Here is a 15,454-nt window from a genome sequence, read left to right as displayed (position 1 = left end):
CAGGATTCACACAAATGCAAGATTCCCCCGATAACGTCGTACAGCCTGACTGGCTGGACGACATCAAATGGACAGACGACGGCCTGATACCGGCCATCGCCCAGGACGCCGACAACGGCGACATCCTGATGATGGCCTGGATGAACCGGGAGTCCCTGGCATTGACCGTTCAGGAAGGCCAGGCGGTGTACTGGTCCCGTTCCCGCGGCAAACTCTGGCGCAAAGGCGAAAGCTCCGGGCACCAGCAGGTGCTCAGGGATATCCGCCTGGACTGCGATGCCGATGTAATCCTGCTGAAAGTGGAACAAAAAGGTGGCATTGCCTGCCATACTGGCCGGCGTAGCTGTTTTTACCGGACACTGAAAGATGGCCAGTGGGTGAGTGCCGAACCGGTACTGAAAGACCCGAACGCCATCTACGGCAGCAACTGAGGAGCAGACACCGTGAGCGATGTACTGGAGCGCCTGGCGCATGTACTGGAAGCCCGAAAAGAGGCAGACCCGAACACCTCCTATGTGGCCAGCCTACATGCCAAGGGCCTGAACAAGATTCTGGAAAAGGTTGGCGAGGAGTGCACGGAAACCCTGCTGGCCGCCAAGGATGCCGAACATTCCGGACAAACCCGGGATGTGGTATACGAGACAGCAGACCTGTGGTTCCACAGCATGGTCATGCTGTCGAGCCTGGGCCTGGGCCCGCAGGATATCCTGGATGAGCTGGCCAACCGTTTCGACCTCTCCGGCCTGGAAGAAAAAGCGTCACGGCAATCCTGAGGGAGTACCCCTAACGGGGATTTCCGCCTGAGGTAATCGTTGGCGTACAATGTCACGTAACAGAAACAATTGAACGAGGAACCCTCATGGGTATCAGTATCTGGCAACTTCTTATCGTACTCGGCATCGTTATCCTGTTGTTCGGAACCAAGAAACTGCGCAATATCGGCTCCGATCTCGGCGGTGCTATTCGTGGCTTCAAGAAATCCATGAGCGACGAAGAAGAAAAGAAGCAGGCTGACCAGGATAACCTGGAGGGCCAGCAAGCCGAACAGGCCCAGGCCGAAGAAAAGCCCAAGGAAAAGCAGAGCTGAGCAACCACTGAATGTTCGATATCGGCTTCATTGAGCTGCTGATCTGCGGCATTATTGCCCTGCTGGTGCTGGGCCCTGAACGGCTGCCCGGCGCTGCACGGGCGGCTGGCCGCTGGATTGGCGGCGCCCGGCGTATGGTTGGTCAGTTCACCTCTGAACTGGACCGCGAGCTGAAAGCCGAAGAATTGCGCAAGGAACTGAAAAAGGCTGGCGATGTTGGCCTGGATGATGTGCAGAAGACGGTCAAAGGCGCCCTGGATGAGGCCAAGAAGTACGAGCACATGATCCTGGACGACGGCTCCAGGAAAACCCGCCCGGCTCCCGCTACCCGCCGGGTTAACAAGCCGGAGGAAAGCAGCCCGGATTCGGCAACAGCCCCGGCGGATCAGGGAAACACCACATCCAGCGCCGACGCCGAGCCCTGCCCATCGACTGAGAGTTCACCGGATCATCGTTCATGAATGCCAAGCCAGACGGCAATCAAGCATCTTCTGAACAACAGGAGATGCCCCTGATCGAGCATTTGCTCGAGCTGCGTAACCGATTACTGAAAATGGTGCTGGCAGTGATTATCTGCTTCGCCGTTATCTACCCGTTTGCCAACGATCTCTACCTGCTGTTGTCCCAGCCCCTGAGGGAGTTGTTGCCGGTGGGCCAGATGATGATCGCCACCGACATCACCTCGCCGTTCTTTGCGCCCCTGAAACTGGCCCTGGTGCTGGCAGTGTTTGCCGCCATCCCGGTCATCCTGTACCAGCTCTGGAGTTTTGTGGCGCCGGGCCTGTACGCCCATGAAAAGCGGCTGGCATTCCCGCTGCTGTTCACCTCGGTCATCCTGTTCTATGCCGGTGCCGCCTTCGCCTACTTCGTGGTGTTTCCGCTGGTGTTCGGTTTCTTTACCGCCATCGGCCCGGAAGGCATCGTGGAACTGCCGGACATCACCAGCTACCTGAACTTCGTGCTGAAGATGTTTTTCGCCTTTGGTGTGGCGTTCGAGATTCCCATTGCTACCGTACTGTTGATCCTCACCGGCGCCACCACGCCGCAGGATCTCGCGGCCAAGCGTCCCTACGTGGTCGTCGGCTGCTTCATCATCGGCATGCTGCTGACCCCGCCAGACATCATTTCCCAGACTCTGCTGGCGGTGCCTATGTGGATTCTGTTCGAGTTTGGCATCATCTTTGGCCGCCTGGCCTATCGCGAGCGTGAACAGGCCGCCGAAGACGAACCGGAAGCCTGATGAACCTGGCCCTGCTGCTGGACGAAGACTTCGTCAGCCCGGACCGTGCCCGGCTTCAGGGCCGCCGGCTGCAACACCTGAAAACCGTACTCAAGGCCAGTGCCGGCGACCGCATTCCGGTGGGCCGGGTCAACGGCCTGATGGGGTACGGTGAAGTCCTCAAGCTGAACGACTCCGAAGCGGAACTGCAGCTAACGCTGGAGACCCCGCCACCGGCCGCCCTGCCGCTGACCCTGATCCTTGCCATGCCACGCCCCAAGATGTTCCGCCGGGTACTGCAAACCTGCGCCTCTCTGGGCGTGAAAGATATCTGGCTGATCAACAGCTACAAGGTGGAAAAGAGCTTCTGGCAAACGCCCTGGTTGTCAGACGACAACCTGAGGGAAAACCTCACACTGGGCCTGGAACAGTCAAAGGACACGGTGATGCCACAGGTGCATATCCGCAAACTGTTCAAACCCTTCGTGGAAGACGAATTACCGGCATTGCTGGAAGGAAAACGGGCACTGGTCGCCCACCCCGGTATGGCAGCTCCCTGCCCCACACACCTGAACGAATCCGCCGCCCTGTGCATCGGCCCGGAAGGCGGCTTCACCGATTACGAAGTGGGTAAACTGGAAGAAGCCGGCTGCCAGAGCGTGCACCTCGGCCCCCGTATCCTGCGGGTAGAAACCGCTGTACCGGTGCTGGTCAGCCGGTTGTTTGACGCCTGCCTGTGAACTGGCAGGCGTGAGAAGGTTACGCCGCCTTGCGCTGCCAAAGCTTCGAAAGCGGTGTAATAACCAGGACCAGAACAGCCCCCGCCAGCAACCCGAACAGGCCATCCCCCAACGTGGTGACCAGCACCTCCGGCACCGATGAGACCATGCCGGCCACATGGTGAATGGCGTCGTACACCGCCGGAATGCCGTGGGTCAGAATACCGCCACCCACCAGGAACATGGCAATGGTGCCCAGTACCGACAGGGTTTTCATCATCCAGGGCGCCAGCCAGAGTATGCCGTGCCCCACTTTCTGCGCCATGGCGCTCGCTTTCTGGCTCAGGTAGAGACCGGCATCGTCCAGTTTCACAATACCCGCCACCAGGCCATAAACTCCAACGGTGACCATCAGCGCCACCACCGTCAGCACCGCAAACTGCATTCCGAACCCCTTGCCCGCCACGGTGCCAAGCGTGATGGCGATGATCTCTGCGGAGAGGATAAAGTCGGTACGAACAGCGCCTTTGATCTTGTCTTTCTCGACTGTTTTCAGGTCCACTTCCGGCTTCTTCAGCGCTTCCCGGAGTTCTTCCCGGTGCCTCTGTTCTTCTTCCCTGTGCAGGAATTTATGCACCAGCTTTTCAAAGCCTTCATAGCACAGAAAAGCGCCGCCAAGCATCAGTAACGGGGTGATCAGCCAGGGCACGAAGAAGCTGATGGCCAGTGCCGCCGGCACCAGGATCGCCTTGTTGATAAACGAACCCTTGGCCACCGCCCAAACCACAGGTATTTCACGGGCCGGCTTTACGCCGGTTACCTGCTGGGCGTTCAGGGCCAGGTCGTCCCCGAGCACACCTGCGGTCTTCTTGGTGGCGGCCTTGGTCATGACCGCGACATCGTCCAGGACGGTCGCAATGTCATCGATTAAAACGAGCAGGCTGGAGCCGGCCATAAACAGTTCCTTTGTTAATTCGACAAGAAGGGAAAGACCGAAGTTTACGAAAACCCGGAGCTGTAAAACAGTTCCGGGTACCCAGAACCGGACACGTCAGGCATCAATGCCCATCGCCTCTGCGGCAATGCGGTTTTTCAGCGGCGCCAGCTGGTTAAGCCAGCGCATGCCGGTGTTCCGAAGCCAGCGCACGGGTAGTTCATCCCGGGCGAACAACTGCTTGAAGCCTTCCATCGCCGCCATCATGGTCAGGTTCTCACCCTTACGCCGGCGCTGATAACGGGCCAGCACGGAGGCATCATCCGGAGCAAGGCCAAGTGCCCTGGCTCGCCCAAGCTCCTCCAGCAACGCACGCACGTCGCCATAGCCCAGGTTTGCACCCTGCCCGGCCAGCGGGTGGATGGTATGGGCGGCGTCGCCCACCAGGGCCAGGCCATCGGCGATGTAATCCTTGGCGTGGCGCTGGCGCAGGGGAAAGGCAAAGCGCCGGGAAACCGCCAGCACCTCACCCAGCTCCCGCTCGATGGCAGCTTCCAGCTCCTTCCGGAAACTCTCGGTCTCCAGCGCCATCAGGCGGCGGGCTTCCAAGGTGTCCTGGGACCAGACAATGGAGCAGAAGTGTTCATCCCCGGCTTCATTCAGTAACGGCAGGAAGGCCAGTGGCCCGGTCGGAGAAAACCGCTGCCACGCCGTGTAGCGATGGTTCTGGCTGGTGCGGACGGTACACACGATGGCCTGCTGGTCGTAATCCCATTCCCGGGTTGCCAGGCCGCTCCACTGGCGTAAGCGCGAAAGCGCGCCATCTGCGCCCACCACCAGCCTGGCAACCAGGCGCCGGCCGTCTTCCAGCTCTACACCCTGCTCCCGGCTCCAGGCTTTCACCCGCACGCCATCCAGCAACTGTACCGAGCTGTCTGAAAGGCTTTCGAACAGGGCGCGAACGATGTTCCGGTTCTCGACGATGGTGCCAAGGCTGCGGGCGTGCAGTTCGGCCGCATCGAAATGAATACGGCCAGTGCCGTCACCGTCCCACACGGTCATTTCCCGATAACCACAGTGGCGGCTGGCCTGTACCTTCGGCCAGGCTCCCAGCTCTTCCAGCAAGCGCTGGCTGGCCAGGGAAATCGCGCTGACACGGGGCTCAAAGTCGTCAACCGAGTTCGCGGGTTCGGCCGGGGCCATCAGGCTTGCGGCCGGGGCACCTTCAATCAGGCCCACCTGCCAGCCCTGTCGGGACAAGCCCAGGGCCAGTGCGGAGCCGATCATGCCGCCACCGACGATCAGGATATCGAATTGCTGTGTTGGGGCATCAGCGGTCATGGTGTTCGGACTCCTGCAAAGACTCAGCGGCTGAAATCACCGGCTTGCGGCCACCGGTACCCATCGCCTTGCGGGCAAACCAGCGCTTGGCTCCGGGCACCAGGTCCAGCCCGACCAGGCCGGCATCCCGGGCAGCAGCCAGCGGTGGCAGGGATTGCCCGAAAACACGGATCAGGGAATCGGAGAACTGCACTGTCTGCTGCCAGTCCTGGCGATGCAGGCGCTGGTATTCACCCAGTACAGACAGGTCACCGATCGACACACCGGCATCCACCGCCTTGCGGAACTGTTCCACCAGCGTCACCAGCCCACGCAGGGCCAGGTTGAAGCCTTGCCCGGCCACCGGATGCAGGGCATGGGCGGCGTTGCCCACCAGGGCCACGCCGGGGCGCACGGCTTCGTCTACAGTCACCAGCTTCAGCGGATAATGATTGCACTGCCCGATGCGGGTAAAGCGCCCGAGACGCCAGCCGAACCGCTCCTGCAGCTGCCGGCATTTTTCATCGTCAGACAGCGACAGTATGTGTTCCAGCGCGCTGTCAGTCAGCGTCCACACCAGCGCAGACTGGTTCTCGGCCCGCACCGGCGAACCATGGGGCAACAGGGCCATGGGGCCGGAATCAGTAAAACGCTCGAACGCGGTGTACCCGTGCGAATCACTGGTCGACACGTTGGCAATCAATGCATTCTGGCCATAGTCCTCGGTTCGGGTCACAAAGCCCAACTGTTCCCGAAGTCCGGAACGGCCGCCATCGGCCACCACCAGGCACTGGCCGGTCAGGGTTTGTTCTTCACCCTCTTTACGGATGCTGACCTTCACACCACCGACAATCGGCGTCATGCCAACCACTTCTGCCGGCGCCTGCCAGCTTACCGGGGTTTCCAGCAGCGACCGCATGAGGCAAAGCCCCATCCAGCGATTGTCCGCCACATAACCCAGGGCCGGCTGGCCATGATCGGCAGCATCCAGCCGGGTGGCGCCGAACCGGCCCCGGTCAGATACATGAATATTCCGGATGGGCGTCGCGTGTTCAGATAGCGCTGCCCACAAACCCAGCTCTTCGAAGATCAGCCGGGAGCCCCAGGCCAGCGCCGTGGAACGGGCGTCATAGCTGGGCTGGTAGTCGTCCGGCAGGGCATCGGGCGAGAGCGGAAAACTTTCCACCACGGTCACCCGCAATTCCGGTACCACTCGGGCCAGGGCCAGCGCCAGTGTGGCGCCGGCAAGGCCGCCACCGGCAATAATCAGGTCGGTATCCATCCGGGGTTCGGTCACAGGCTCAGTCCGCCATCAGGGCTTCAATATCGGCCACGGTTTTCGGCACCGCGTCGGTCAGCACGCGGCAGCCGTCTTTGGTTACCACTACATCGTCTTCGATGCGAATGCCGATACCGCGCCATTTTTCCTCTACGTTCTCGTTATCCGGCGCAATGTACAGGCCGGGTTCTACGGTCAACGCCATACCCGGTTCCAGCTGCCGCCAGGCATCGCCTACCTTGTAGTCGCCCACATCGTGCACATCCAGCCCCAGCCAGTGGCCGGTGCGATGCATAAAAAACGGTTTGTAGGCCTCACTGGCAATGGCATCGTCCAGGCTGCCGGACAGCAGACCCAGATCTATCAACCCCTGGGTCAGCACCTTCAGGGCCGCCTCGTGGGGGTGGTTCCAGTGGTTACCGGGGCGGACCGCATCAATGGCGGCGTACTGGGCATCCAGAACCACGTTATACAGGGCTTTCTGTTCCGGGCTGAACTTGCCGCTGACCGGGAAGGTGCGGGTAATGTCGGAGGCATAGCAGTCCAGCTCACAACCGGCATCGATCAGCACCAGGTCGCCCTCTTTCAGCGGCGCGCTGTTCTCGATGTAGTGCAGGATGCAGCCGTTGGCGCCACCACCCACGATGGAAGGATAGGCCGTGGAGCGGGCACCGTGTTCCATGAAAGTGTGGATCAGCTCGGCCTCCAGGTTGTACTCATAGCCACCCTTGCGGGCCCGCTTCATAGCCCGGCAATGGGCCTCGGCGCTGATTTTCCCGGCCCCGGCCATCACTTTCACTTCGGCCGCGCTCTTGTACAGACGCATGTCGTGCAGCAGGTGTTCAAGGGCCACCAGCTCACCCGGCGGATGGGCTCCGGCCCGCACTTTACTCCGGATGACCTTCACCCAGTCCATCACCCGGTTATCGAAGACCGGGTCTTTGCCAAGCGGGTAATACACCCGGCTGCGGCCTTCAATCATGCCGGGCAGGATGTCGTCGATATCGCCGATCGGGAAGGCATCGTCCAGGCCATAGCGCTCGATGGCCCCCTCGGGCCCCACCAGGAAACCGTCCCAGAGTTCTTTCTCCGGATTACGCTCCTTGCAAAACAGCACGGTCTCGCCGTGTTCCCGGCCCGGAATCAATACCAGTACCGCTTCCGGCTCGCCAAACCCGGTCAGGTACTGAAAGTCGCTGTCCTGGCGGAACGGATGCAGAACATCCCGGTTACGCACACGCTCCGGCGCTGCCGGCAGAATGGCGATGCTGTCCGGAGCCATCCGGTCCATCAGCTTTCGGCGGCGGTCGGCAAATTCTTTCATCGGAATCATTGAGGCCATGCTGTCTCCTGATCAGTGCAGGGTGGGCGTTGCGCCAGCCGGCTTCTCCGGCTCATTGAATTCGGTAAACACCGCCAGGGCACCCAAGCGGACGTATTCGGTAATTTCCAGCAGCTGCTGCTCGCTTTCGTCGTCGGACTCTTCGTCTTCCGACAGCTGGCTGATGGCAACCATGTCTTCAATCAGTTCACGGATTTCATCCGGAGCCTGCCCCAGCGAAGCGCCGGCCGCCAGGGCCATGCCCTCGAGGAAACCTCGCACCCAGGCGATCAGGGCTTCCAGGCGCTGCTCAATGGCATAGTCGTCATCCGGCAACAGGGGCTGAAAGGTCATCTCACTGGACTGCAGCTGCGCCAGGGTTTTCTCGTAGGCACCGTACATAAACGGCGCCAGGTCATCTGATTCTTCCATGGCCTGGTCCGCCAGCCCCATGTGCTCGCACACCATGGCCAGCCACTGCTGTTCTTCAATACGGGTGCCGGCCGCCAGCCGACCACAAAGCACACCGTGCAGTTCGGAGGGGTGGCTGAAGGCCTTGTGGGCCGTGAAGACGTTAGCCCAACGTTCGAATTCGGCAGCGCGGGCGGCACCTGAAGTATCGCTTTCAGACATGAAAAAACCGGTTCCTGTGTCGGGGGAGACTGCCGGGGCCATTGCCCGGCCGCTCCGTCTGTTTGAGGTGTCTATCCTAGCATTACGGCGCTGTGCTGGCACGGGCCGGCCAGATCGGCACTTGCTTTTACCGGGCCAAAGGATAAAAATGTTATAACATATCAAAACACCGGAGATCCCCCGATGCGAAAGCGCCTGCCCTTGTCCGCTTCCCCCAGACTGATCCTGGCCCTTGGCCTGGCAACCATTACGGCACCCGCCATGGCACAGGACAACCCGGCCGCTCACCAGCATGGCCATGCAGAACTCCAGGTTGCCTTTGCCGGCGAACAGATTGACCTGTTGCTGGAGTCGCCCGCCTGGAACCTGCTGGGCTTCGAGCACCAGCCCCGCACAAAGGAACAGCGGCAGAAACTGGACGGTTTGCGCGAATGGGTGGCCACGAATGCCCTGATCAACACCGAAGGAGGCAACTGCCGGGTGACCACTTCGGAACTGCATACCGGCTGGGAAGGGCACGAAGCTCACGATGACCAAGGGCATGACCACGGCCATGACCAGGACGCCCACGCAAACCATTCCGACCTGGAAATCACCCAGAGCATGCGATGCGACGCCTTGCCAGATGCTTCCGCCTTCACCGCACCCATACTGGACGCCTACCCGGCCCTGGAGCTCCTGGATGTGCAATGGGTATCTGCGCAGGGCCAGGGTGGCACCCGGCTGACCCGGTCCGACAACCGTTTCCGGCCGGGGCAGTAAACTTACTCGGTATAACGCTCTACAGACTCCGCCACCATGGAATAAGACGAAGTACCCAGGTCGTTTTCGGTACGCTCAATCACCAGCTTGCCCTCAATCCAGACCGGGTCGTACAGGGCTTCCAGGGTGAAGCCTTCGCGGTATTTCACATGGATAATCTGGTTCGGCGGTGGTGGCGGTACGTGGATACAGGCGCCGTAGTAAGGCACCAGGAAGAACTCGAGGATGCGCATGTCACTGGTGGTTTTCAGGGGTACCACAAAGCCCGGAATACGGCCTTCGACATCGCCCATTTCCGGCACAACCCGGCCCGTCATGATCTCGTCGGGCAACAAAACCGGGCCATCGCCTTCGTGCTCCACCTCAGGCATGCTTTCCAGCAATGCTAGGTCTTCGGCCGGCATCAGTTCCAGCCAGTCGATTTCCCGGAGCTCGGCCCGGGCTGATAATGACAGCAGCAACATCAGCGGCAAAAGGCAGGCAAACAATGCCCGGGACTTCGGATACACTGGCATGGACGGCATCTCCAATCGGGGTGATTCACAACACGGCCCACATCATACAACGCAACCGACCAGACCGATATGAACAGCAGTACAGCAACCGCCAGATCGGCCTGCCCGGCCATAGAGACCCGAGACCTGATGTTTCGCTGGCCAGGCCGGGAACAGCCGCTCGTTTTTCCTGACATTTCCCTGGCCGCAGGCGAACACCTGTTTCTGCACGGCCCCAGTGGCACCGGCAAAAGTACCTTGCTGGGCCTGCTGGCCGGGATGCAGACGCCGCAAACCGGTTCGATCAGCCTGCTGGGGCAGCAAACCAGTGCCATGAGGGCCGGCGCCCGGGATCGCTTCCGGGCTGACCATATGGGCGTCATCTTCCAGCAGTTCAACCTTGTGCCTTACCTGAGTGCGCTGGCCAATGTGACCCTGCCCTGCCGGTTATCGGCGCTGCGCCGGGCCCGCGCCGACCGTCACCCGGATACCGCTGCCAGCGAACTGCTGAAGGAACTTGGCATCCCCGAGAGCCACTGGCACCACGGAGTTACCGAGCTGTCCATCGGCCAGCAGCAGCGAGTCGCCGCCGCGCGGGCGCTGATCGGCGCGCCGGAAATCATTCTGGCCGACGAGCCAACCTCCGCCCTGGACACCGACAACCGCGACCGCTTCCTGGATCTTCTGCTGACGCTGGCCAGGGAACGGCAATGCTCGGTGGTGTTTGTCAGCCACGACAGAAGCCTGGCCAGCCACTTCCACCATCAACTGGCCCTGGGAGGTACGCCGTGAGCAAGGTCCGACTGGCACTCTCCCTGGCAACCGCCAGCCTGTGGTACCGGCGCAAGGTACTGGCACTGGTTTGCCTCACCCTTGCCCTGAGCGTCACGCTACTGCTCGGAATCCAGTATCTGCGCACTGAAGTCCGGCAGTCATTTACCAGCACCATCAGCGGAACAGACCTGATTGTTGGTGCCCGCAGCGGCCAGCTGAACCTGCTGCTGTATTCGGTCTTCCATATTGGCGATGCCACCAACAACATCCGCTGGTCCACTTACCAGAAACTGGCACAGGACAAGCGTATCGACTGGGTGGTTCCGGTCTCACTGGGCGACAGCTACCGGGGCTACCGGGTAGTAAGCACTAACGCACAGTTCATCGAGCGCTTCCGATATGGCAATGACCAGCCCCTGGAGCTGACAACCGGCCACTGGTTTACTGGCCTGTTCGATGTGGTGCTGGGCGCCGGCGTGGCCCGCCAGCTCAACCACCAGGCTGGCGACCGTGTTGTGCTGTCCCACGGGGGTGGGCGCACCAGCTTTGCCAACCATACCGACCTGCCGTTTACGGTGTCCGGCATTCTGGCGCCTACCGGCACACCGGTAGACCAGGCGGTTTACATTAGCCTGGAAGCCATGGAAGCCATCCACGTGGGCTGGGAATCCGGCATTGCCCTGCCCGGCCGAACCCTGACAGAAGAGAAGGCAAAGACCCGCTCCTTCGAGCCAGACGCCATTACCGCAGCGTTTATCGGGCTGGACAAGCCGATACTCACCTTCCAGCTGCAACGGGAGCTGAACCAGTATCGCGAGGAGCCCTTGTCCGCCATTCTGCCGGGCGTTGCCCTGAGCGAACTGTGGCGCATGATGGGCCAGTTTGAGAAAGCCTTGCTGGGCATCAGCGCGTTTGTGGTCATTACCAGCCTGACCGGCCTGGTTGCGGTGCTGCTGACCATTCAGGCCCAGCGCCAGCAGGAGGTGGCGGTGTTGCGGGCTACCGGTGCCCCGCCCATCCTGATTGCCTCGCTGTACAGCTTTGAGTGCGTGGTACTGGCCCTGGCGGCCAGCGCCCTGGCGCTGCTGCTGGGCGCCGGTGCCATTGCCGGCCTGGGCCCCTGGCTGCTGGAGCAGTACGGCATACAGATCGGACTTCGCGGCCTGAACCGGGCAGAATGGCTCCTGCTGGGCTTGGTACCGGTGGCGGCATTCGTGGTTTCGTTACTCCCGGCCTTGCGCAGCTGGCAAAAGAGCCGCAAGCTGGGATTTGCCGGATCCGGCGGCTGACCTGCCGCTGAAAGTGACAGGCTTCACGGCCCCGGCGCCATGACAATGCGGTAAATTGACCGTTATGGTGCGGGCACTTATAGTTACCGACATCCAAATTACTCATATTGGGCACGTCATGGAACAGTCCGAAGTACAGGCATTAGCGGACAAGCTGGACACACTGATTGAACGCTGCAAAAAGCTCGAGAAGGATAACGCCCTGCTGCGCGAGCTGCAGGACGACTGGAACCGGGAACGGGCCCAGCTGATGCACAAGAACGATCTTGCCAAGAACAAGATTGAAGCCATGATCGGCCGTCTTCGGGCACTGGAGCACCACTGATGTCACAGACCTCAACCACCGTGGAAGTCAGGATTCTCGACAAGGAATACCTGGTGGCCTGTCCGCAGGAAGAGCAGGAAGCCCTGTTGCGTGCGGCCCGGCATCTGGACACCAAAATGCGCGAAATCCGCTCCAGCGGCAAGGTGTTCGGTACCGAACGCATTGCCGTGATGGCCGCCCTGAACATCACCCATGAACTGCTGGAGCGCGACACCATGTCTGATGCCACCAGCAGCATCCTGCGTGCCATGGACAACCGGCTTGATGAGGCATTGGGAGAGCCTTCGGGCAACTGATCCGGAAAGAATCCGGAAACGGGGTTGCAATCAGCCCCGGCCCTGCCCGTATAATGGAACCAACTTCCTGGGCTGTTCGCTGGTCGGGTACGTCCTCGAGCCGATGCGCACTACCCAGGTGGCTACTTCAGGGCATTGTGAGCATGTCCCCCACGGGGGAAAGCCTGATATGTCACAGCGGCCACCGACCTTGAACTTTGGGTTCAAGGGCTACATCCGATAACGGCAGCCCGGGAAGCTTTTCACCGTTACTCCGATTGCGACTTCCTGAATCTCAAGTGCAGCAAAGCGTCCTGAACCTCCTGGTTACCGAACCGCTCATCGAACAACAGTCCAGACCACACTGAGTCGTCCGACCTGGCCTGATCCTTTCGTTGCTGATACAGCGAATCCCAGCGTTCCAGGTACTGATAGGCCAGCTCATCATCCGGGGCCACCTGCTCACCCCGGTAGTACATCAGCCCGAGGTACGCCAGGGCGGCCATGTTCTCCTCCTCCGCCGCCCTCTCCAGAAGCTGTCGAACTTCTTCTGCATGAACCTCAGCCTGACCGGCGTAATACATTGCCTGTCTATAGCGCGCATTTGAGACAGCTTGACGCAGATTATCCGGCACATCGGCAATCGGCATAAATACAAACCGCTCGCGAGCTTTCGCAGCGCTCTCATCCCGGCCATCCTGCTGCAACTCTCGCGCCAAAAGCAGCTGTGCGGGCAGGTGGCCCTTATTAGCGGCGCGCCTCAACCAACCTACAGCATCCACCAGACTGGGCGGAATACTGGCCAGCCCCTGACTGTAGATCGCACCAAGTTTGTAGGCCGCCTCCGCATCCCGGTAAGCCATGCTTTCCAACAGATCCAAGGCTCGGCGATGCTGTTCTTCGGCCATACCCGGCAGGCTCGAGAGATAGATATCGGCCAGCAAGTGCTTGGCCCGATCGTCCTCCCGTTCTATCTGTTCGAGACGCGCAACGGCCAGACCCACCTGCATCGAGCGCCCGTCTTCGGGATTCAGATACAGGTGAGCCAACCAGAGATTCGCCTCTTTCTCGCCCCGGTCGGCCGCACGCTCCAGCTGATCGAGCGCCTCAAGATAATCAGCCTCGGAACGCTGCTTTCCGCGAGCCAGCGCCACACCTCGGGCCAGCAGTGCTTTCGGGTAGTTCTGATCGGCAGACCGTTGCAGCCATTGCTCTGCTTCGGCAGGGTTAAACCAAGGTGAATCTGGCGCTCCGTATATTTGGGCTATCATGTACTGGGCGCGGGCGCTGCCTTTATCTCCGGCATACCGGTACCACGCTACCCGGCGTTGCGCACTGGGATCCACCAGGGCCGGATACAATGTAGCCAGGTAGCGCATGGTGCCTGCATCGGTGTCCGGACGACTTGCGCGCCATACCTCGTCTGCACTCTGGAGAATAAACTCGCCTTCCTCATCCAGACAGGCCCAGGCAGGTACCCTGTCCCGGGTGTCGGGGCCGCAGTATTCAGCCAGAGCCCGGTGATGAAACAGATTCGAAGCATTATCTAGCTCACCGATTTCGGGGATCAGTGCCACCGCCTGTTTGCGATCCTGCTCGACCAGCTCCCCGGACCAATAGATCATCGCGAGATCAATCAAGGCTCGCGGATAGTCCGCCGCACGGAGAAGCACTAACGACCTGGACACATCACGGTTCTCTGCCTGCCCTCGCCGATAGATCTCGGCCAACAAATGCCGCGCTTCGCGCTCGTAGACCGAAAACGGTTTCTGAAGCTCTCGCTCCAGCAACTCGGCAGCTGCCCGCTCATCCGCTGGCCCGCCCAGGCCAAGATACGTCAAGCGAGCCAGTTCATAGCGCGCCCGACTGCTTTCATAACTCTCGGTCTCACCGTCAAGGTAACTCTGGAGATGGTGGCGGGCACCGGAATATTCAGCAGAAGCCAACGCACGAACACCCACCTGGTAAACCTCGGGGGATCCGGTCGCGCAACCAGACAAAGCAACAATCAAAACCGCAGGAAGCAACAGGCGAGCGTATCGGGGGAAATCCATGGCAGAATACAGCCTCTGAAAAAACAACGGACTGCAGACTAGCAGAATTTTAACGGGGCGTTATTGATGTGATACAACATAGGCCGAATTCACGACGCAGCAGCAGGTAATCGCCATCTTGAATCCGCATCATCAAGCAAGGACGTTTGACTCCGGCAATGATCGGGCCTCACGCCGCCAGCTCCGCCAAACTCTTCGCCAGAAACGGAGAAGTCTGTCGTTTGAAGAACAGCGGCAAGCTTCCGAACGTCTCGCCCTTAACCTGCTGAGGCACCCCGACCTGCACCGGGCACGCCACATTGGCATCTACCTCGCCAACGACGGCGAAATTGACCCGTCCCTGTACATTGATCTGGCTCGCAAAAAAGGCATCCGGTTCTACCTGCCCATTCTGCACCCGATCTACCCGGGCAAGCTGGTTTTCAGCCCCTATTATGATGGAGTGCAACTGACGGCAAACCGCTTCGGCATTCCAGAACCCCCGTTCCCGCGTTCAAGACGCAAGCCGGCCTGGGCACTGGATGCGGTGCTGTTTCCATTGGTGGGGTTTGACGAAACCGGAGGGCGACTGGGTATGGGCGGCGGCTTCTACGACCGAACCTTCGCGTTCAGCCGGATCAGGCCCTGCATGGCACCAAAACTGGTTGGCCTGGCCCACGATTTTCAGCGCGTGGAACAGTTGCCGGTTGAGCCCTGGGATGTGCCTTTACACGGTGTGGTAACGGATAAGCGTTGTTACCGGTTCAAGCCCTGACTGGCTGGCTGCACGAAGCTGGTCACAGGAACGTCTCTGGCAGAGCGTTTGTCTTCTGAAGCCTGAAGTGACGTAAACCCGGTAATGACAAGGCCGACCGCAAAGATCAGTACGATGGTGCGGATGATGTCTGGCTTGCCTCTCATTTCACGTGGTCCCGTTTTTTCTTGGTTCTAATTGGCTGGAAAATCAGATGGCTATTCTCGACTTAGAGA

20 protein-coding genes and 1 other RNA gene are annotated in these 15,454 nt (G+C 60.3%); 13 read left to right on the top strand and 8 right to left on the bottom strand.

Features of this window, described 5'->3' with window-relative positions; all coding sequences use genetic code 11:
- The first annotated feature begins 14 nt into the window (after positions 1–14).
- The 6 genes from hisI (at position 15) to B9Q17_RS12245 (ending at position 3,046) form a co-directional block, all read left to right on the top strand.
- Complete coding sequence (gene hisI / locus B9Q17_RS12270; protein ID WP_094625435.1) at positions 15–431, top strand: phosphoribosyl-AMP cyclohydrolase; 417 nt, start codon at positions 15–17, stop codon at positions 429–431.
- Between the two features lie 12 nt (positions 432–443).
- Entirely contained in the window at positions 444–773 is a 330-nt protein-coding gene (locus tag B9Q17_RS12265) for a phosphoribosyl-ATP diphosphatase (RefSeq protein ID WP_022988338.1), read from the top strand.
- An 86-nt stretch (positions 774–859) separates the two neighbouring features.
- Entirely contained in the window at positions 860–1,087 is a 228-nt protein-coding gene (gene tatA, locus B9Q17_RS12260) for a Sec-independent protein translocase subunit TatA (protein ID WP_022988339.1), read from the top strand.
- Positions 1,088–1,098: 11 nt separating this feature from the next.
- Positions 1,099–1,548: a Sec-independent protein translocase protein TatB gene (gene tatB, locus B9Q17_RS12255; protein ID WP_094625434.1), complete on the top strand. Its 450-nt coding sequence runs from the start codon at positions 1,099–1,101 to the stop codon at positions 1,546–1,548.
- On the top strand, positions 1,545–2,327 hold the full coding sequence (gene tatC / locus B9Q17_RS12250; RefSeq protein WP_022988341.1) for a twin-arginine translocase subunit TatC: 783 nt from the start codon (positions 1,545–1,547) through the stop codon (positions 2,325–2,327). The genes tatB and tatC overlap by 4 nt, the downstream gene beginning before the upstream one ends.
- Positions 2,327–3,046 carry a 16S rRNA (uracil(1498)-N(3))-methyltransferase gene (locus B9Q17_RS12245; RefSeq protein ID WP_094625433.1) on the top strand — a complete coding sequence of 240 codons (720 nt, stop codon included), beginning with the start codon at positions 2,327–2,329 and terminating at the stop codon, positions 3,044–3,046. Before tatC ends, B9Q17_RS12245 begins: the two co-directional genes overlap by 1 nt.
- A gap of 19 nt (positions 3,047–3,065) precedes the next feature.
- Here B9Q17_RS12245 and B9Q17_RS12240 read toward each other — a convergent pair whose 3' ends face one another.
- From B9Q17_RS12240 to B9Q17_RS12220, 5 genes are all read right to left on the bottom strand, one after another.
- Entirely contained in the window at positions 3,066–3,980 is a 915-nt protein-coding gene (locus B9Q17_RS12240) for a DUF808 domain-containing protein (RefSeq protein ID WP_094625432.1), read from the bottom strand.
- A 96-nt stretch (positions 3,981–4,076) separates the two neighbouring features.
- The gene (locus tag B9Q17_RS12235) at positions 4,077–5,300 is read right to left on the bottom strand and encodes an FAD-dependent monooxygenase (RefSeq protein WP_094625431.1); all 1,224 of its coding nucleotides are present in this window, start codon (positions 5,298–5,300) and stop codon (positions 4,077–4,079) included.
- Positions 5,290–6,576 carry a 2-octaprenyl-6-methoxyphenyl hydroxylase gene (ubiH, locus tag B9Q17_RS12230; protein WP_094625430.1) on the bottom strand — a complete coding sequence of 429 codons (1,287 nt, stop codon included), beginning with the start codon at positions 6,574–6,576 and terminating at the stop codon, positions 5,290–5,292. The genes B9Q17_RS12235 and ubiH overlap by 11 nt, the downstream gene beginning before the upstream one ends.
- 4 nt (positions 6,577–6,580) lie before the next feature.
- Positions 6,581–7,900, bottom strand: coding sequence for a Xaa-Pro aminopeptidase (gene pepP, locus B9Q17_RS12225; RefSeq protein WP_094625429.1), 1,320 nt, complete (start codon positions 7,898–7,900; stop codon positions 6,581–6,583).
- Positions 7,901–7,912: 12 nt separating this feature from the next.
- Entirely contained in the window at positions 7,913–8,512 is a 600-nt protein-coding gene (locus B9Q17_RS12220) for a UPF0149 family protein (RefSeq protein ID WP_036219211.1), read from the bottom strand.
- Between the two features lie 183 nt (positions 8,513–8,695).
- On the opposite strand from B9Q17_RS12220, the gene B9Q17_RS12215 reads away from it, so the two are divergent.
- A complete protein-coding gene (locus B9Q17_RS12215) occupies positions 8,696–9,274 on the top strand; it encodes a ZrgA family zinc uptake protein (protein WP_094625428.1) in 579 nt (192 codons plus the stop codon).
- A gap of 2 nt (positions 9,275–9,276) precedes the next feature.
- Here B9Q17_RS12215 and B9Q17_RS12210 read toward each other — a convergent pair whose 3' ends face one another.
- The gene (locus B9Q17_RS12210) at positions 9,277–9,789 is read right to left on the bottom strand and encodes a DUF3299 domain-containing protein (protein ID WP_094625474.1); all 513 of its coding nucleotides are present in this window, start codon (positions 9,787–9,789) and stop codon (positions 9,277–9,279) included.
- 69 nt (positions 9,790–9,858) lie between these two features.
- Here B9Q17_RS12210 and B9Q17_RS12205 point away from each other — a divergent pair, with 69 nt between their 5' ends.
- The 5 genes from B9Q17_RS12205 to ssrS all read left to right on the top strand — a co-directional run bounded on the left by B9Q17_RS12205 (position 9,859) and on the right by ssrS (position 12,693).
- On the top strand, positions 9,859–10,560 hold the full coding sequence (locus B9Q17_RS12205; RefSeq protein ID WP_094625427.1) for an ABC transporter ATP-binding protein: 702 nt from the start codon (positions 9,859–9,861) through the stop codon (positions 10,558–10,560).
- Positions 10,557–11,831, top strand: a complete 1,275-nt coding sequence (locus B9Q17_RS12200; RefSeq protein WP_244177384.1) for an ABC transporter permease — start codon at positions 10,557–10,559, stop codon at positions 11,829–11,831. Before B9Q17_RS12205 ends, B9Q17_RS12200 begins: the two co-directional genes overlap by 4 nt.
- 118 nt (positions 11,832–11,949) lie before the next feature.
- Positions 11,950–12,156, top strand: a complete 207-nt coding sequence (locus B9Q17_RS12195; RefSeq protein WP_022988352.1) for a TIGR02449 family protein — start codon at positions 11,950–11,952, stop codon at positions 12,154–12,156.
- Positions 12,156–12,452 carry a cell division protein ZapA gene (locus B9Q17_RS12190; protein WP_094625425.1) on the top strand — a complete coding sequence of 99 codons (297 nt, stop codon included), beginning with the start codon at positions 12,156–12,158 and terminating at the stop codon, positions 12,450–12,452. The genes B9Q17_RS12195 and B9Q17_RS12190 overlap by 1 nt, the downstream gene beginning before the upstream one ends.
- 61 nt (positions 12,453–12,513) lie before the next feature.
- Positions 12,514–12,693: non-coding RNA, 6S RNA (gene ssrS / locus B9Q17_RS12185), on the top strand.
- A gap of 7 nt (positions 12,694–12,700) precedes the next feature.
- Here the strand turns inward: ssrS and B9Q17_RS12180 are convergent.
- Complete coding sequence (locus B9Q17_RS12180) at positions 12,701–14,485, bottom strand: tetratricopeptide repeat protein (protein ID WP_094625424.1); 1,785 nt, start codon at positions 14,483–14,485, stop codon at positions 12,701–12,703.
- Between the two features lie 118 nt (positions 14,486–14,603).
- Here B9Q17_RS12180 and B9Q17_RS12175 point away from each other — a divergent pair, with 118 nt between their 5' ends.
- Entirely contained in the window at positions 14,604–15,239 is a 636-nt protein-coding gene (locus B9Q17_RS12175) for a 5-formyltetrahydrofolate cyclo-ligase (protein WP_094625423.1), read from the top strand.
- Here the strand turns inward: B9Q17_RS12175 and B9Q17_RS18195 are convergent.
- Entirely contained in the window at positions 15,221–15,385 is a 165-nt protein-coding gene (locus B9Q17_RS18195) for a hypothetical protein (protein ID WP_022988356.1), read from the bottom strand. The two genes, B9Q17_RS12175 and B9Q17_RS18195, sit on opposite strands and share 19 nt — an antisense overlap.
- Positions 15,386–15,454 lie beyond the last annotated feature (69 nt).

It is taken from the genome of Marinobacter vinifirmus (assembly GCF_002258215.1).
Lineage (GTDB): Bacteria > Pseudomonadota > Gammaproteobacteria > Pseudomonadales > Oleiphilaceae > Marinobacter > Marinobacter vinifirmus.
Note: the sequence above shows the minus strand (reverse complement) of the source record. Positions and strands in the feature narration are given on the sequence as shown.

Bases quoted from the DNA above. Each gene is read 5' to 3' on its own strand.
- B9Q17_RS12210 (WP_094625474.1), bottom strand. From the start codon at position 9,789: ATGCCAGTGTATCCGAAGTCCCGGGCATTGTTTGCCTGCCTTTTGCCG.
- B9Q17_RS12180 (WP_094625424.1), bottom strand. From the start codon at position 14,485: ATGGATTTCCCCCGATACGCTCGCCTGTTGCTTCCTGCGGTTTTGATT.
- B9Q17_RS12240 (WP_094625432.1), bottom strand. From the start codon at position 3,980: ATGGCCGGCTCCAGCCTGCTCGTTTTAATCGATGACATTGCGACCGTC.
- tatB (WP_094625434.1), top strand. From the start codon at position 1,099: ATGTTCGATATCGGCTTCATTGAGCTGCTGATCTGCGGCATTATTGCC.
- hisI (WP_094625435.1), top strand. From the start codon at position 15: ATGCAAGATTCCCCCGATAACGTCGTACAGCCTGACTGGCTGGACGAC.
- tatC (WP_022988341.1), top strand. From the start codon at position 1,545: ATGAATGCCAAGCCAGACGGCAATCAAGCATCTTCTGAACAACAGGAG.
- B9Q17_RS12195 (WP_022988352.1), top strand. From the start codon at position 11,950: ATGGAACAGTCCGAAGTACAGGCATTAGCGGACAAGCTGGACACACTG.
- B9Q17_RS18195 (WP_022988356.1), bottom strand. From the start codon at position 15,385: ATGAGAGGCAAGCCAGACATCATCCGCACCATCGTACTGATCTTTGCG.
- B9Q17_RS12245 (WP_094625433.1), top strand. From the start codon at position 2,327: ATGAACCTGGCCCTGCTGCTGGACGAAGACTTCGTCAGCCCGGACCGT.
- pepP (WP_094625429.1), bottom strand. From the start codon at position 7,900: ATGGCCTCAATGATTCCGATGAAAGAATTTGCCGACCGCCGCCGAAAG.
- B9Q17_RS12220 (WP_036219211.1), bottom strand. From the start codon at position 8,512: ATGTCTGAAAGCGATACTTCAGGTGCCGCCCGCGCTGCCGAATTCGAA.
- B9Q17_RS12235 (WP_094625431.1), bottom strand. From the start codon at position 5,300: ATGACCGCTGATGCCCCAACACAGCAATTCGATATCCTGATCGTCGGT.
- B9Q17_RS12215 (WP_094625428.1), top strand. From the start codon at position 8,696: ATGCGAAAGCGCCTGCCCTTGTCCGCTTCCCCCAGACTGATCCTGGCC.
- tatA (WP_022988339.1), top strand. From the start codon at position 860: ATGGGTATCAGTATCTGGCAACTTCTTATCGTACTCGGCATCGTTATC.
- B9Q17_RS12190 (WP_094625425.1), top strand. From the start codon at position 12,156: ATGTCACAGACCTCAACCACCGTGGAAGTCAGGATTCTCGACAAGGAA.
- B9Q17_RS12205 (WP_094625427.1), top strand. From the start codon at position 9,859: ATGAACAGCAGTACAGCAACCGCCAGATCGGCCTGCCCGGCCATAGAG.